At 70.2% G+C, this 15119-nt stretch carries 9 protein-coding genes, 1 tRNA gene, 2 pseudogenes and 1 riboswitch; of the genes and pseudogenes, 2 read left to right on the forward strand and 10 right to left on the reverse strand.

Annotated elements, in window-relative coordinates:
- Positions 1-23: 23 nt before the first annotated feature.
- The 7 genes from narI to ACSSS0_RS06545 all read right to left on the reverse strand — a co-directional run bounded on the left by narI (position 24) and on the right by ACSSS0_RS06545 (position 10643).
- Positions 24-773 carry a respiratory nitrate reductase subunit gamma gene (gene narI / locus ACSSS0_RS06515; protein ID WP_435985671.1) on the reverse strand — a complete coding sequence of 250 codons (750 nt, stop codon included), beginning with the start codon at positions 771-773 and terminating at the stop codon, positions 24-26.
- Complete coding sequence (gene narJ, locus ACSSS0_RS06520) at positions 770-1456, reverse strand: nitrate reductase molybdenum cofactor assembly chaperone (RefSeq protein WP_435985672.1); 687 nt, start codon at positions 1454-1456, stop codon at positions 770-772. Before narJ ends, narI begins: the two co-directional genes overlap by 4 nt.
- Entirely contained in the window at positions 1453-3144 is a 1692-nt protein-coding gene (gene narH, locus ACSSS0_RS06525; protein WP_435985673.1) for a nitrate reductase subunit beta, read from the reverse strand. Before narH ends, narJ begins: the two co-directional genes overlap by 4 nt.
- Positions 3144-6929, reverse strand: coding sequence for a nitrate reductase subunit alpha (locus ACSSS0_RS06530; RefSeq protein WP_487230479.1), 3786 nt, complete (start codon positions 6927-6929; stop codon positions 3144-3146). The genes narH and ACSSS0_RS06530 overlap by 1 nt, the downstream gene beginning before the upstream one ends.
- 137 nt (positions 6930-7066) lie before the next feature.
- On the reverse strand, positions 7067-7462 hold the full coding sequence (locus ACSSS0_RS06535; protein WP_487230480.1) for a hemerythrin domain-containing protein: 396 nt from the start codon (positions 7460-7462) through the stop codon (positions 7067-7069).
- 151 nt (positions 7463-7613) lie between these two features.
- A complete protein-coding gene (locus ACSSS0_RS06540) occupies positions 7614-10307 on the reverse strand; it encodes a multicopper oxidase domain-containing protein (RefSeq protein WP_487230481.1) in 2694 nt (897 codons plus the stop codon).
- A gap of 36 nt (positions 10308-10343) precedes the next feature.
- The gene (locus ACSSS0_RS06545) at positions 10344-10643 is read right to left on the reverse strand and encodes a DUF2249 domain-containing protein (RefSeq protein WP_487230482.1); all 300 of its coding nucleotides are present in this window, start codon (positions 10641-10643) and stop codon (positions 10344-10346) included.
- 214 nt (positions 10644-10857) lie between these two features.
- Between ACSSS0_RS06545 and ACSSS0_RS06550 the strand changes: the two genes are divergently transcribed.
- The gene (locus ACSSS0_RS06550; RefSeq protein ID WP_487230483.1) at positions 10858-11490 is read left to right on the forward strand and encodes a helix-turn-helix transcriptional regulator; all 633 of its coding nucleotides are present in this window, start codon (positions 10858-10860) and stop codon (positions 11488-11490) included.
- A gap of 307 nt (positions 11491-11797) precedes the next feature.
- Positions 11798-12730: pseudogene (locus tag ACSSS0_RS06555) on the forward strand (IS256 family transposase); the annotation flags it as partial.
- A gap of 267 nt (positions 12731-12997) precedes the next feature.
- On the opposite strand, the pseudogene ACSSS0_RS06560 reads toward ACSSS0_RS06555, so the two are convergent.
- The 3 genes and pseudogenes from ACSSS0_RS06560 to ACSSS0_RS06570 form a co-directional block, all read right to left on the reverse strand.
- Positions 12998-13734 (reverse strand): annotated as a pseudogene (locus ACSSS0_RS06560) (IS481 family transposase); the annotation flags it as partial.
- A 112-nt stretch (positions 13735-13846) separates the two neighbouring features.
- Positions 13847-13919, reverse strand: a tRNA-Thr gene (locus ACSSS0_RS06565).
- Between the two features lie 160 nt (positions 13920-14079).
- Positions 14080-14730, reverse strand: coding sequence for a transglycosylase family protein (locus ACSSS0_RS06570; RefSeq protein ID WP_487230484.1), 651 nt, complete (start codon positions 14728-14730; stop codon positions 14080-14082).
- A gap of 3 nt (positions 14731-14733) precedes the next feature.
- Positions 14734-14907, reverse strand: a riboswitch (cyclic di-AMP (ydaO/yuaA leader).
- Positions 14908-15119: the final 212 nt, after the last annotated feature.

Raw genomic sequence — 15119 nt, forward strand, 5'->3', positions numbered from 1 at the left:
GCTCTCCTCGAGGCAAGGTCGGGTCAGTGTCTGCGGTCGCGGTCGGAGGTGCCGACGCCGCTCCAGCCCGGACGGCTCGAGCGGTTGCCGGAGGTCCGGCCGTCGCGGGACCGGTAGACGATGTAGGGCCGGAAGAGGTAGTGCAGGGGGGCCGTGAAGGCGTGGACGAGCCGGGTGAAGGGCCACAGCGCGAAGAGCAGCATCCCGACGATCGCGTGGACGTGGAACTGCACCGGTGCTGCCGCCATCGACGCGACGTCGGGGCTCAGCAGCAGCACCGACCGGAACCACGGGGACACCGTCTCGCGGTAGTTGTGCGCCTCGCTGCCCGCCCCGACGCTGACGAGCGTCGTCCAGAGGCCGAGGACGATGGCCGCGACGAGCAGGACGTACATCAGCTTGTCGTTCTTCGTCGTCGCCATGAAGACGGGCCCGGTCGTGCGGCGCCGGTAGACGAGGATGAGGATGCCGGCGAGGGTGCAGACCCCGGCGAGGCCGCCGAAGAGCAGCGCGTTGAAGTGGTAGAGGCCCTCGCTGACGCCGACGGCCTCGGTCCACGACTCGGGGATGACGAGCCCGCCGACGTGGCCGACGAAGACGAGCAGGATGCCGAAGTGGAAGAGCGGGGACCCGATGCGCAGCAGGCGAGACTCGTAGAGCTGGGACGAGCGGGTCGTCCAGCCGAACTTGTCGTAGCGGTAGCGCCAGACCGTGCCCCCGACCAGGCTCGCGATGCAGAGGTAGGGCAGGACGCCCCAGAGGAAGGTGCTCACGAGCGGGCCCCCGTCGGTGCGCCGGACGAGACCGTCTGCAGGGGAAGGAGTCTCGGGTCGTAGGGCTCGAGCCCGACCGACTCGGTCGGGTGCGGCCCGCTCAGGCCGACCATCTCCATGACCGCCGCGCGGTCGGGAGGCGACTCACCGGGAAGGGTCGCGCACACGGCGACGACTGCGGCGGCATACGGGCTCTTCCTCTCCTGCAAGGCGATCCGCAGCAGCTCGAGACTTGCGCGGTACTCCTGGAGGAGCGAGACACCCGCCTCCGGATCGACGCGCGCCGCGAACTCGAGCACCATCGGGAGGTAGTCGGGGAGCTCCCCGTGCGTGTCGACGACCGCACCACTGCTGCGGTATGCCGTCTTGAACCGTCCCAGCACCTCCCCGCGTCGGCGGGTGTCGCCATCGGTCCAGTACGACAGGTAGAGCGCGTGCTTGCGGCTGAGGTCGAAGGTGTCGACGTACGCCTGCTGGAGGTCCGGCAGGTCGGCTCCGCCGAGGTGGGCGACGAGACTCGTCAGTCGGGTGGCGGCGGCCGAGTCGCCTTGCTCCGCAAGGGCATCGCGCATCGAGGGGAGGGTGGTGACGAGCTCGGCCGAGGGGTAGTCGAGGCAGCGACCGGCCACGAGGTGCACGACGCGGTGGTCCCGGGGTGTCGCCCGCCGGCGCAGCCCGATCACGGTGCGTCCCCGTCCGAGCGGCCCGGGAAGAGTCCCGGGGGAGCGCCGTTGCCGTCCCAGTTGAGCAGGTTGACCCGACCGGTCAGGGAGCCGGACTCGGTCGTCGTCATGGCCGTGTCGGACGTCTGCCGCTGCTTGAGCGCGTTGAAGGTCTCGACGGCCACCGGCGCGGGCCGGCCGCTCGCCTCGCCGAAAGGTCCGGACTCGTACATCCCCGGACCCTCGTCGAAGTCGAGCGAGCAGCCGATCTCCTCGAGCTCGTGGGCGCGCTCGACGTGGGCGGTCGGGATGACGTAGCGGTCGGCGTACTTCGCGATCGCCATGAGGCGGTACATCTCGTAGAGCGTCTCCTCGCTCATGCCGACGGCCTCCGGGATCGCGGGGTCACCGTCGCGGCCCAGCGACACGTCGCGCATGTACGCACGCATCGCGGCGAGCTTCTGCAGCACGCCCGTGATGATGTCGGTGCGCCCCGCGGTGAAGAGCTCGGCGAGGTAGTCGACGGGGATGCGCAGCGCCTCGATGGCCCCGAAGAGCACGGTGCGGTCCTCGGCGTCGTGCCCCTGCGACGACAGGACGTCGACGATCGGCGACAGTGGCGGGACGTACCAGACCATCGGCATCGTGCGGTACTCCGGGTGCAACGGCAGGGCCACCCGGTAGGTCTTGGCGAGCGCGTAGACGGGAGACCGGCGCGCCGCGTCCATCCAGTCGTCCGGTATGCCGTCGCGCCGGGCCGCCGCGATGACCTCGGGGTCGCTCGGGTCGAGCATGAGGTCGAGCTGGGCCTCGTAGAGGTCGCCCTCGTCCGGGGTCGCGGCCGCGGCCGTGACCCGGTCGGCGTCGTAGAGGAAGAGCCCGAGGTAGCGCAGCCGTCCGACGCACGTCTCGGAGCACACGGTCGGCAGGCCCACCTCGACGCGGGGGTAGCAGAAGGTGCACTTCTCGGCCTTGCCGCTCTTGTGGTTGAAGTAGATCTTCTTGTACGGGCAGCCGGTGATGCACTGCCGCCAGCCGCGGCACCGGTCCTGGTCGACGAGGACGATGCCGTCCTCCTCGCGCTTGTAGATCGCGCCGGACGGGCACGAGGCCATGCACGAGGGGTTGAGGCAGTGCTCGCAGATCCGGGGGAGGTAGAACATGAAGGTCTTCTCGAGATCGAGGCGGACCTTCTCCTCGGACTCGCGCCGCACCGAGGCGTTGAGCTTGGCGACGATGGGGTCGAGGTGGCCCATCTCGCTCGCGCCGCCGAGGTTGTCGTCCCAGTTGGCCGACCACGTGATCTTCGTGTTCTCGCCGGTGATGAGCGACTTCGGCCGGGCGACGGGGAAGTCGTCGCCGAGCGGTGCCTCGATGAGGGTCTGGTAGTCGTAGGTCCACGGCTCGTAGTAGTCGGCGAGCTTGGGCTGCACGGGGCTCGCGAAGATGCCGAGGAGCTTCTGCACCCGACCGCCGCCCTTGAGCTTGAGGTTGCCGCGGTGGGTGAGCGTCCAGCCGCCCTTCCACGTCTCCTGGTCCTCGTAGCGGCGCGGATACCCTTGTCCCGGGCGCGTCTCCACGTTGTTGAACCAGACGTACTCCGTGCCCGCGCGATTGGTCCACGCCTGCTTGCACGTGACCGAGCACGTGTGGCACCCGATGCACTTGTCGAGGTTCATCACCATGCCCATCTGGGCCATGACACGCATCAGTACGTCACCTCCTGCGAGCGCTTGCGCACCGTCGAGACCATGTCGCGTTGGTTGCCCGTCGGCCCGAAGTAGTTGAACGTGTAGGACAGCTGGGCGTAGCCGCCGATGAGGTGGGTCGGCTTGACGAGCAGCCGCGTCACCGAGTTGTGGATGCCGCCGCGGCGACCGGTCGCCTCCGACTTCGGCACGTCGATGGTGCGCTCCTGGGCGTGGTGCACGTAGACGACGCCCTCCGGCATACGGGGGCTGACGATCGCCCGGCCGACGAGCACGCCGTTGGTGTTGACGCACTCGACCCAGTCGTTGTCCCTGACGTCGATCGAGTCGGCGTCCTGCGGGCTCATCCACACCGTCGGGCCGCCGCGCGACAGCGAGAGCATGAGCAGGTTGTCCTGGTACTCCGAGTGGATCGACCACTTGGAGTGCGGCGTCAGGTAGCGGACGGTCACCTGCTTCGCGCCGTCGGAGCCGAGCTTCGGCTCGCCGAAGAGGCGGTGCATGTCGAGGGGCGGCCGATAGATGGGCAGCGCCTCGCCGAGATCCTGCATCCAGTCGTGGTCGAGGTAGAAGTGCATCCGACCGGTGAGGGTGTGGAAGGGCTTGAGACGCTCGATGTTGACGGTGAAAGGCGCATAGCGTCGCCCGCCGGTCTCGGAGCCCGACCACTCGGGCGAGGTGATGACGGCGACCGGTGCGCTCTGCGTGTCGGCGAAGGTGACGTGCTTCTCCTCGGACCCCTCGGCGAGGTCGGCGAGCTTCTTGCCGACCCGCTCCTCGAGGGTGCGGAAGCCCTGCACGGCGAGGTGGCCGTTCGTCGTGCCCGAGAAGGTGAGGATGGCCTCGGCCATCTTCGCGTCGGTGTCGATCGCGGGACGGCCGTCACCGGCGCCGCCGAGCATGACGCCGTTCGTGGCGGCAAGGCGGGCCACCTCCTCCTCGACCCGGTAGGTGACGTTCTTGACGGTGAAGCCGAGGCTGTCGGCGAGCGGCCCCACGGTGGCGAGCTTCTCGCTGATCGCGGTGTAGTCGCGCTCGACGAGCTGGAAGACCGGCATCGTCTTGCCCGGCACACCCGGCTGTCCCGTGGCCCGCCAGTCGACGGCCCGCCCGCCGGGCTGCGCCGTCTCGCCGGGGGTGTCGTGCATGAGCGGCACGCTGACGAGGTCCTGGCGCACGCCGAGGTGGGTGCGCGCGAGGTCCGAGAGCTTCTCGGCGAGGAGGTGGAACAGCTCGAAGTCGCTCTTGGCCTCCCAGGGCGGGTCGATGGCCGGGGTGAAGGCGTGCACGAACGGGTGCATGTCGGTCGAGCTGAGGTCGTGCTTCTCGTACCACGTCGCGGCGGGCAGCACGATGTCCGACAGCAGGGTCGTCGACGTCATGCGGAAGTCGGCCGAGAGCAGCAGGTCGAGCTTGCCCTCCGGCGCCTCGTCGTGCCACTTCACCTCGGAAGGCCTTGGTGCCAGAGGGTTCTCGCTGCCGAGGACGTTGTGGTGCGTGCCCAGCAGGTTGCGCAGGAAGTACTCGTTGCCCTTGGCCGAGGAGCCCATGAGGTTGCTCCGCCACAGCACGAGGGTGCGCGGCCAGTTCTCGGGGGCGTCGACGTCCTCGATGGCCGAGGTCAGCGTGCCGTCGTGGAGAGCACCGGCCACGTATGCCGCCGGGCTGACGGCGGTGCCCGCGTCGACCGCGGCCTGGGCGTCCTGCGCCACCTGGAGCGGGTTGGCGCCGAACTGCGGGTAGAACGGCATCCACCCCATCCGGGCGGACTGCGCGATGGTGTCGGCGGTGTGCTTGCCGGCCAGATGCCCTCTGGCGAGGGGCGAGTTGAGCGAGTCCGCGGAGTAGCCGTCGTTGCGCCACTGGTCGGTGTGCATGTACCAGTACGACGTGCCCGTCATGGTGCGCGGCGGCCGGCCCCAGTCGAGGGCGTTGGCGAGGGAGATCCAGCCGGTGATCGGTCGGCACTTCTCCTGGCCGACGTAGTGCGCCCAGCCGCCACCGTTGCGACCCATGCAGCCGGTGAGGACGAGCAGCGAGAGGATCGCGCGGTAGGTCGCGTCGCCGTGGAACCACTGGCAGATGCCCGCACCCATGATGATCATCGAGCGCCCTTGTGACTGCTCGGAGTTCGTCGCGAACTCGCGCACGATGCGGATGCACTGCTCGGCGGGCACGCCGGTGATCTCGGCCTGCCACGCCGGCGTGTAGGGCGCGGTCACGTCGTCGTAGCCCGTCGGCCAGCTACCCGGCAGCCCTTCTCGCTCGACGCCGTACTGCGCGAGCATGAGGTCGTAGACGGTCGTCACGAGGTGACCCGCGACGCGGCGAGCAGGCACCCCTCGGCGCAGGACCGAGCCGGTGCCGTCGGGCTCGACGAAGGCCGGCAGCAGCACCTCGACGGCCTCGGCGGCGTCGCCGGCCATCGTGAGCGCTGGGCTGACCCCGTCGAGGTCGAGGTTCCAGCGCCCCTTGCCGGAGTCCGCGTAGCGGAAGCCCATCGAGCCGTTCGGCACGACCGGCTGACCGGTCACGTCGTCGAGCAGCACGGTCTTCCAGGCGTCCTCGTCCGGGGCCGTGCTCCCTTCGGCGGCGAGGTCGGCGGCGGTGAGGAACTTGCCGGGCACGAGGGGAGCGGTGGCACCGGCACCCGACGCGGCGGCATACGCCTCCTCGGGGGCCTCGAGACGGATGAGGAAGGGGAGGTCGCTGTAGGTGCGCACGTAGTCGGTGAAGAAGGAGACCTCGCGGTCGACGAAGAACTCCTTGAGGAGCACGTGACCCATCGCCATCGCGAGCGCGGCGTCGGTGCCGGCCTGGGCGGGCATCCACTCGTCGGCGAACTTCGTGTTGTCGGCATAGTCGGGGCTGACGGTGACGACCTTCGTGCCGCGGTAGCGGACCTCGGCCATCCAGTGCGCGTCGGGCGTCCGGGTCACCGGGACGTTGGAGCCCCACATCATGAGGTACGTCGCGTCCCACCAGTCGCCCGACTCGGGCACGTCGGTCTGGTCGCCGAAGACCTGCGGGCTCGCGACGGGCAGGTCGGCGTACCAGTCGTAGAAGCTCGTCATGACGCCGCCGATGAGCTGGATGAAGCGGGTGCCGACGCAGTGCGACACCATCGACATCGCGGGGATCGGCGAGAAGCCGGCGACGCGGTCGGGGCCGTACTCCTTGATCGTGTGGACGTGCGCGGCGGCGGCGATCTCGACGGCCTCGCCCCACGACGCACGCACGAGGCCGCCCTTGCCGCGAGCGCTCTGGTAGCGGCGGCGCTTCTCCGGGTCGGTCGTGATCTCGTGCCAGGCGGCGACCGGGTCCCCGAGGCGGGCCTTGGCCTCGCGGTACATCTCGAGGAGGACACCGCGGACGTAGGGATAGCGCACCCGCGTGGGCGAGTAGGTGTACCAGGAGAAGGCGGCTCCGCGCGGACAGCCGCGGGGCTCGTACTCCGGGCGGTCGGGGCCGACGGACGGGTAGTCGGTCTGCTGCGTCTCCCAGGTGATGATCCCGTCCTTGACGTAGACCTTCCACGAGCAGGAGCCGGTGCAGTTGACGCCATGGGTCGAGCGGACCACCTTGTCGTGGCTCCACCGGTCGCGGTAGAAGACGTCGCCGGCCCGCCCGCCCTCACGGAAGACGGCACGCCCGTCGTCGGACTCCTCCCACCGCGTGAAGAACCGGCCCGCCTTGAGCAGCGCCGCCGACGCCGATCCGTCGAGGCCGGGAGCTCCGTCCGTGCCGACTCGGCCAGCCGATGTCGTCGATGACCGTTCAGCCACGACGCACCGCCTTCCGTGCTTCGTTGCGCGGCCGGGTCACCTCGAAGGTTGCCATGCCCAGCACCCTGTCACGGGTGGGGCCTGAGTGACCAGACCTACGACCCCTGTAGTTCGTGTCTCCGGTGCCGGGCTCGCCGTCATGGGTGTGCTCCTGCTGCCGTCGGGGTGAGCAGCTCGACCTCGTCCCACTCGGGGCCGCCGAGGTGGATGGCGGCGGCCGGGAAGAGTCCGTTGTCCTCGCGGTCGATGTGGTCGCGCAGGGCGTCCTCGAAGCGGGAGAAGAGGGCCACCTCACCGTCCGCGACCGCCGCGAGCAGCTCGTCGAGCTCCTGGTGCTCGGCGCAGAGCCGGGCGATGTGGTCGGTGAAGAGCTCGTCGCGCGCCATGACGGTGAAGAGCCCCGTCTCCTCGGCCACGACGTGCGGCGTCAGGTGGGCCTCGAGCTCGCGGGCCGCCGCTCGCCGGCGGGGCTCGTCGTCGAGCGAGCTCCGCAGGGCGCTGACGTGGTTGATGATGTGCTCGTGCTCGGCCATGAACCGGCCGACCACCTCCAGGTCGGCACATCCGCAGTAGCTGCACATCATCGGTTCCCGTCGTCGGTGGTGGTCGTGGTCGTGGTCCTGGACGTGGTCCTGGACGTGGTCTTGGACGTGGTTGCGGGCAGCGGAGTGGGCGCCGCGCCGGTCATGGCTGCACCAGCACGACGCCGTGAGCCCCCCGCTCGGCGTCGGCCATGACATGGCTGACGAAGGGGTAGTGGCCGACCTCGGGGAAGGTCGTCTCGACGAAGCCGCCCTGGGCGGCGCCGAGCGCCAGGGTCTGGCTCCCGCCGCTCGACGCACCCGGCCTCAGCAGCCATACTCCCTCCGCCCAGACCGCGTCGAACTGCACGCCGACGACGTGGAAGCTCGTCGCCCGGTTGGGCCCGGCGTCGAGCACCCAGAGGCGAACTCGCTCACCCGCCCGCGCCTGCAGCGGTGCCGAGTCGTACTGGAAAGCGGTGCCGTTGAAGACGACGCCGTCCGGCGTGTCCGCCTGCGCCTTGGCCGCGTCGACCTCGGCGGCTGAGCCATGGGCCGTGCTCCCCCCGAGGTAGAGCTCCGACTGCACGAGCAGGAAGCTGCGGCCCACGGCCGGCAGGTCGGGCGGCTCGATGACCACGGCCCCGACGAGCCCCGCCGCGATGTGCGCCGACATCGGCATGGTGGAGCAGTGGTACATCCAGACGCCGGCCCGCGTCGCGGTGAAGCGGTAGGTGAGGCTGCCACCCGGCGGCACCGTGCGCATCACCTCGTCGGGCGCCCGCGACCCGGCGTGGAAGTCGATGGAGTGGCCCATCGTGCCGTGGTTGACGAGGGTGACCTCGAAGACGTCGCCGACGCGCCCGTGCAGGGTGGGCCCGGGCGAGGTGCCGTTGTAGGTCCACCGCCGCTGCCAGACCCCCGGCGCGACCTGCAGCTCGAGCTCCTCGACGGTGAGCGTCGTCCGGTGGACCCGCTCGGATGTGAGCGGCGCCAGCACGGGGTCGTATGCCGTGAAGCCGGCTCCCAGCGCGCCGTCACCAGCGTGGACGCGGGCGTCGTGGATCGTCGTGCCCGACCCGGCGTGGCCAGCCCCCGGTGCACCAACGGCCACCGAGCCGAGCGGGGCTTTGGCGGCGGCGTCCCCTGACGCTGCGCCGGCGACGACGACGTGCAGCACCATTCCCATCTGGCGGTGGCCGACGACCGAGCACCAGCCCTCGACCGGCCCAACCACCACACCTGCATCCACCTCGCCGATGGCTCCCGGCGCGAGGCGAGCCGTGCGTCCGCCCGTGTCGAGGACGAGGTCGTGGGTCGTCGTCTCGTCGCGGTTGGTCACGCGGATGACGAGGCGGTCACCGACCGGCACGGTGATCGAGGTGGGCGTGAAGCGCATGTCCCCCGCGGCCACCTCGACGGTCGTCGTGTGCCCGGTGGGCGGGACCTCAGCGCCGCCTCCGCCGGCGGCTGACGGGAGGGCAAGGCTGGCAGCGACGACGAGGCCGATGACCGACACGGCAGCGGCGAGCTGAACGGACGTCCAGAAGGCCCTCTCGCCTTGGGGGACTCGCGAGGTGGCCGCAGCTCGGGTCGTTTCGACGGTGTCGGTCCCTGCGGCCCGGCGTGCCCGGATCGACTCTCGCACCGACATGGCGGCGAGCGGCAGGAAGCTTGCCACCGCGAGGGCCACGAGCACAGCTAGCGCGATCCGGGTCGGGCTGGGCAGCGGCAGCAGCCACAGCGCGAGCCCGAGGTTGAGAACGACGACCCGGAAGGGCGCGCCGCGCTCGAACCAGTCGAGCCCGGCGCGGAGGGCGGCCGGGCCCCCACCCAGGACGCTCGGCACGAGATGGCTAAGGGCCGCGAGGACGAGCTGCAGAGCGAAACCGACGGCCAGCGCGGCGGCGACGAGCTCGTAGTGGGCGCCCACCTCGGTCCAGTCCGGCGTCACCAGGACGAGCCCGGCGACGGCCACGACGGTGATGACGAACCACGCGAGGGCGCAGGCGGCAGAGACGGTGGCGAAGCGGCGCGGCACGCTGCGACGGGCCGGGGCGACGAGTGCGCGGGCCCACCAGACGAGGCCGGCGGCATACGTGACCAGGCCGAGCGACGTGGGCAGGTGCCAGCCCGCGAGAGCCCCGGCGACCGCGAGGGCAACGCCGGCCAGAAGCACCGGAAGAGCCTGTCGCGCGAGGGATTCGGCGCGGTCGTCCATGCGTGCGCGCAGGAGTGTCGGCCAGAAGGTCACGAGGGTGCCGGTCACGGTCAGGCCGAGCCAGCCGAGCGCCATCGTCATCGAGTGGGCCACGAGGAGGCGGGCGTGCCACGGGTCGGGCGGCTGCTGCGCGAGGAGCACGCCGAAGAAGGCGCCCACCGGCATGGCCGTCGCTGCGGCGAGGTAGTAGCGGATGGTGATCCGGAAGCGACCCGGCAGGGCTGCGCGGAGGCGGCGCCAGAGCTGGACGCCGTGCCACACGACGGCCCCGGCCGCGCACGAGGCGCCGGCCACGGTCATCGGCCACCAACCGGTCGGTACGCCGACGAAGACGAGCGTGGAGCCGACGAGCAGCAGGGCGAGGCGGCGCCCTTGCTGCCGACGACCGTCGAGCGTCGGTGGCGTCTTGAGCAGCGCCTGCGCGAAGTGCGTGCTCCACACCATCACCGCGTGGCTGACCGCACCGAGGAGCACGAGGTGCACGACGAGCCAATCGGCTGCCGGAATGCCTCGGCCGAGCGCCGCCACGACGAGGGCCGCGGTCAGCCACAACGTCGTCGGGTGGTCGCGCAGCGGCCACACCCCTCGCCCCGGCAGGGCTGCGGCGGAGGAGCGCTCGAGCTGGCGCATGCTCATCGCGGCGTCTGTCAGAAGGTGGCGTCGGAGCTGAGGTCAGGCCTGACGGGTGAGCCGCAGAGTCCAGGCCTGCGGGCCACGCACGAGGTAGTCGACCTCGATGGTGCCGCCTTCGCAATCCTCGATCTGGGCGAGCAGCGGCTTCGGGTCATGCGGTGCGACGAGCCGCAGCGACCCACCGGCCGGCACGGCTCTCAGTGCGCCGAAGACGGTCGCGTGGCGGATCGCGTGCGGGATGGCGCGCACGTCGAGCTCCGGCTCACCCTCGTCCGAGCACCCACAGGTGCAGCCGGTCGAGCTGACGTCGTACACGGGAAGGGACTCGTGGGTGCTCACGGTGGCTCCTGGGGATGCGGCGGGGGCAACTGTTTATTACACTGCCCATGTGAAAAATAGCCCAACTAACCGCGCCGCGCCAACCCGAGCCCTCCACCCGGCTTCAGGGCAGGTGCGGCGGTCCGGTCCGGAGCAGGTCGGGCAGCCTGGCCCGGAGTCCGGCCGACAGCGTGGCCCGGAGGCCCTGCCCGAGGTTCCGGCGGCGCGTCAGCGCGTGCTCGAGGCACTGGCGGGCTACGAGCCGGAGCGACCGGCGACGATCGGTGCGCTCGTCGAGGTCCTCGGCGGGCACCCCAACACGACCCGCGCTCACCTCGCCCGGCTGGTCGACGACGGCCTTGTCGCGCGCACGCCCGTCGGGGCCGGGACGCGAGGACGCCCCTCACTCGGCCACCGCTTGACCGACCGCGGACGGCTCGTCGTCGAGGCGCTGCGCGTGTCACGGCCTGTCTCGACCGACGAGCTCGTCACGGCCATGGCTGAGCACCTCGCTGCCACCGATGACCCCGAGCTCCATGCCCGCGCGATCGGACGCCGCTGGGCCGACCAGCTGAGCGCGCCGCGGTCTACCGGCACGCGCGCGACACCGCCCTTCGAGCTCGTCGTCGGGCTCCTGACGACAGCGGGCTTCTCGCCGCACGTGGAGCCGGACGGCGAGGTCGCACTGCGCACGTGCCCGGTGCTCTCGTCGGCTCGCGCCCATCCCGGTGTCGTGTGCACGATGCACGAGGAGATGTTGCGCGCGACCCTGGAGCGGTCGGGCGCCGCCGACACGGAGGTGCGGCTCGTGCCCTTCGCCCGCGAGGCCGCGTGCCTCGTCCGGCTCTCGTCGCCCAGCGTCCGCTGAGCCCGACCTGCCCGGCGGCCACGGTCCACCTGGGAGCGGCGGACGGCATACGGCCCTGAGGATTTGGTCGCGCTCGCGCGTTTGCCTTCACCTCAGGGTGAACCTTCAAGCTGGGGCCGTGACAACCTTAGAGAGCAGTCCTGCGTCCGAGCAGTAGAGTCCCCGGCCCATGACGGGCCCGGTCAAGTTGAGTCCATAGCGTTGGTGTACGACGACACCGGTGAGCGTGTCCCTGCTGGATGCAGGTGCGGTCACCGCGTGATCCTTCGAGTGAACCTCTCACAGCACCCTCGAATGGAGCGTCGCGATGACCGCGAACACCAGTATCGACCCTGCCGTCTTCCTTCACGAGCAGCTGGCCCCGGCCAGTCCCGACCTGATGCGGGAGCTCCTCGGCACCTTCATCAACGCCCTGCTGAGCGCGCAGGCCGACAGCGTGTGCGGCGCCGAGTACGGCGTCCGCTCGGCGGATCGCGTCAACTCCCGCGACGGCTACCGCCGCCATGACCTCGACACCAGGGCCGGGACCCTCGAGGTGGCCATCCCGAAGCTGCGCGAAGGGTCCTTCTTCCCCGAGTGGCTCCTCGAGCGGCACCGCCGCGCGGAGGCGGCCCTGACGACGGTCGTCGCGACCTGCTACCTGCTCGGGGTGTCCACCCGCCGGATGGACAAGCTCGTACGGACGCTTGGCATTGCCGGTCTGTCCAAGTCCCAGGTGTCGGTGATGGCGCGCGACCTCGACGAGCAGGTCGCCGCGTTCCGCACCCGTCCGCTGTCCGGGGGGCCGTACACGTTCGTCGCGGCCGATGCGCTCACGATGAAGGTCCGCGAGGCCGGCCGGGTGGTGAAGGTCGCGGTGATGGTCGCCACCGGCGTCAACGCTGACGGCTACCGGGAGGTCCTCGGGACCCACACAGCGACAACCGAATCCGGTGCCGGGCGGCTCGGCTTCTTCCGGGACTTGACCGCCCGCGGGCTGTCCGATGTCGCACTCGTCACGAGCGACGCGCACGCCGGCCTGGTCGAGGCGATCGGGGCGACCCTGCCCGCGGCCTCGTGGCAGCGCTGCCGCACCCACTACGCCGCAAACCTCATGTCCGTCACCCCGAAGTCGCAGTGGGGCTGGGTGCGGGCGCTGCTGCACAGCGTGTACGACCAGCCCGCTGCCGACAGCGTGAACGGCCAGTTCGACCGGGTCCTCGAGGGCCTGTACGAGAAGCTCCCGACCGTCGCCGAACACCGATGCCACCGATGACAGCAGTCGTTGATGTGGTCGTGCTGGTGTTGCTCCTCCGATAGATCGTCGTTGGGGAGGGCAAACCGGCCTGGCGGAGCGACACGTCTGTGACGGGGCTCCTAAGCCAGGCTCCTATCAGGTCAGTTTCCGTCGGGCCGGTTTGTCAGACGCGACACCGCGACCCGGTCGACAAATCGAACGCAGGACACCTCGGTCACACCTTGACCTGAGTCAGACCGGGCCGGTGCCGCGCCACACCAAGTCTTCACAGATCTTGCCGGTCGTGGTGGGCGAGCGGGGCTTGGTCAGCAGGTGCTCGATGCCGTTGCGTCGGCAGATCGCGTCGAACAGCACCTCGACCGGTGGGGTGTTGAACCGGCCGGTGAACACCTTCCCGTTGTCGGTCAGGACCTGTTCCGGGACCCCGTGGGTGTCCAGCGCCAAGGTGAACGCGTCACAGACCGGCTGGGTCCGCTCCCGCGGCATCAACCGGGCACTGACACAGAACCGGGAATGGTCATCGACACCGGTCAGGCACTTCAGGGTGGTGCCGTCGCGCAGCAGGATCCCGCCGACGACGTCCATCTGCCACAGCTCGTGCGGGCGCGAGCGTTCCCACCGACGCCACTGCCGCTGACGCCCGCGCCGACCCGAGGGATCGATCAGGTTGGCCCGGCGCAGCGCCCGGTACACCCCCGACTCACTCGCCGACAGGCCCCGGCGTTTCAGCTCGTACACGATCCGGCGAGGACCCCACCCGGGATGCCGGCGTCGCGTTTCAAGGACCGCGACCTCCACGGCCGGGTCCATCTGGTGCGGACAACCGCCGGGCGATGGGACCGGTCGACCAGCCCCTCGAGGCCATCGTGTTCGTACCGGGCCAGCCACGCGTGCAGGGTCTGCCTCGAGACACCCCACGCCGCGGCGACCTCGGACACCTGTCGGCCGTCACCGATCACGGCCAGCACCGCCTTGTACCGCTGCTCAGCCACGCTCATCTCCTTCATGAAGAGAGCGTCAAGGATCAGCCGAAGTAGCTGTCAAGCATCACCCGAAACACTGACAAGCATCAGGCGAAGCCCGAACGTCAGGCATCAGGCGAAGTCATACAGGTCAGAGAGCTGGCGAGGGGACTCGAACCCCTAACCGCCTGTTTACAAGACAGGTGCGCTACCAATTGCGCCACGCCAGCACGTCTGGGCGCGAGCGCCGCGGACGGGCGAAAGCGTAACCGAGCCGGACGGCATACGCCCAAACCGCGAGCACGACCCGGCCGCGGAACGACAAGGACGGCCCCGCGCAAACCCAGGGGTTGGTCGCGCGAGGCCGTCCGGCACAGTTCTATCAGGAACTCACGGGAGTCGCAGAGTCTGGCCCACGAAGATGAGGTTCGGGTTGGTGACGCGGGCGCCGTTCGCCTTCCAGAGCGCCTTCCAGCCGCCGGACACATGGTAGCGCGCGGCGATCTTGCCGAGCGTGTCGCCGCGGTGCACGGTGATCTTGGCGCCCTTGGCGGTGTTCGTGACCGCCGGCTTGGTGGCGTACGTCTTCTTCTTGACGACCTTCTTCGTCGTCACCGGCTTGCGGACGGTCGACCGCGAGACCGGGGTCGTCGTGGCGCCGCCGTTGGCGCGCGTCAGGCCCGCACGCTTCGAACACACCGGCCAGGCGCCGGGGCCCTGGGAGGCGAGCACGCGCTGCGCCACGGCGATCTGCTCGGCCCGGCTGGCGAGGTCGGCTCGCGGTGCGAAAGCGGTGCCGCCGTAGCCGCGCCACGTGCTCTGCACGAACTGGAGGCCGCCGTAGTAGCCGTTGCCGGTGTTGATGTGCCAGTTGCCGCTCGACTCGCACGCGGCGACGCGGTCCCAGACCGACGCGGCCTTGGCCGACCCGCCCGTGGCGATGCCACCGACGATGGTGGCGGCTCCAGCGATTCCGACTCCCGCGATGCGCTGCTTGGCCGAGACCTTCTTGGCCGCAGCATGCTTGGACATGTACTGCATGGGTGATCCTTCCTGACGCGCGCCTGCGGGGTTAGCTGTCGGGTTGGGGCGTCAGGTGCCCCGTCGCGGATGCGACTTCACCCCGAGACCAGATCTCGTCCTCTTGCCATGCGCTCGAACACACATGCACTCACTGGTCACACTGGGTCCCCCGTCCTCGCCCGGCCCACGGATGTGGGCTACATCCCTGGCTGGCGAGGCTCGGCGCGCTCAGGGAAACGGATTGATGGGTGTCCATGTGAAGTTGTGGGAGCGTTCGTGTGGAGCCGGACGCGACGAAGCGACCCGGGAGCCGAGTGGTGATGCTCCCGTTCGACCCGAGAGTCGAGGCCGCCGAGCACTGACGGTACGGGACGTTCCTGCAGCGCACAAGACACGTCGAGATACTT

It is taken from the genome of Terrabacter sp. R4-6, assembly GCF_057529065.1.

Excerpts from the sequence above, each read along its gene's own strand:
- narH (WP_435985673.1), bottom strand. The coding sequence starts at position 3,144 with ATGCGTGTCATGGCCCAGATGGGCATGGTGATGAACCTCGACAAGTGC.
- ACSSS0_RS06535 (WP_487230480.1), bottom strand. The coding sequence starts at position 7,462 with ATGGCCGAGCACGAGCACATCATCAACCACGTCAGCGCCCTGCGGAGC.
- ACSSS0_RS06540 (WP_487230481.1), bottom strand. The coding sequence starts at position 10,307 with ATGAGCATGCGCCAGCTCGAGCGCTCCTCCGCCGCAGCCCTGCCGGGG.
- ACSSS0_RS06570 (WP_487230484.1), bottom strand. The coding sequence starts at position 14,730 with ATGCAGTACATGTCCAAGCATGCTGCGGCCAAGAAGGTCTCGGCCAAG.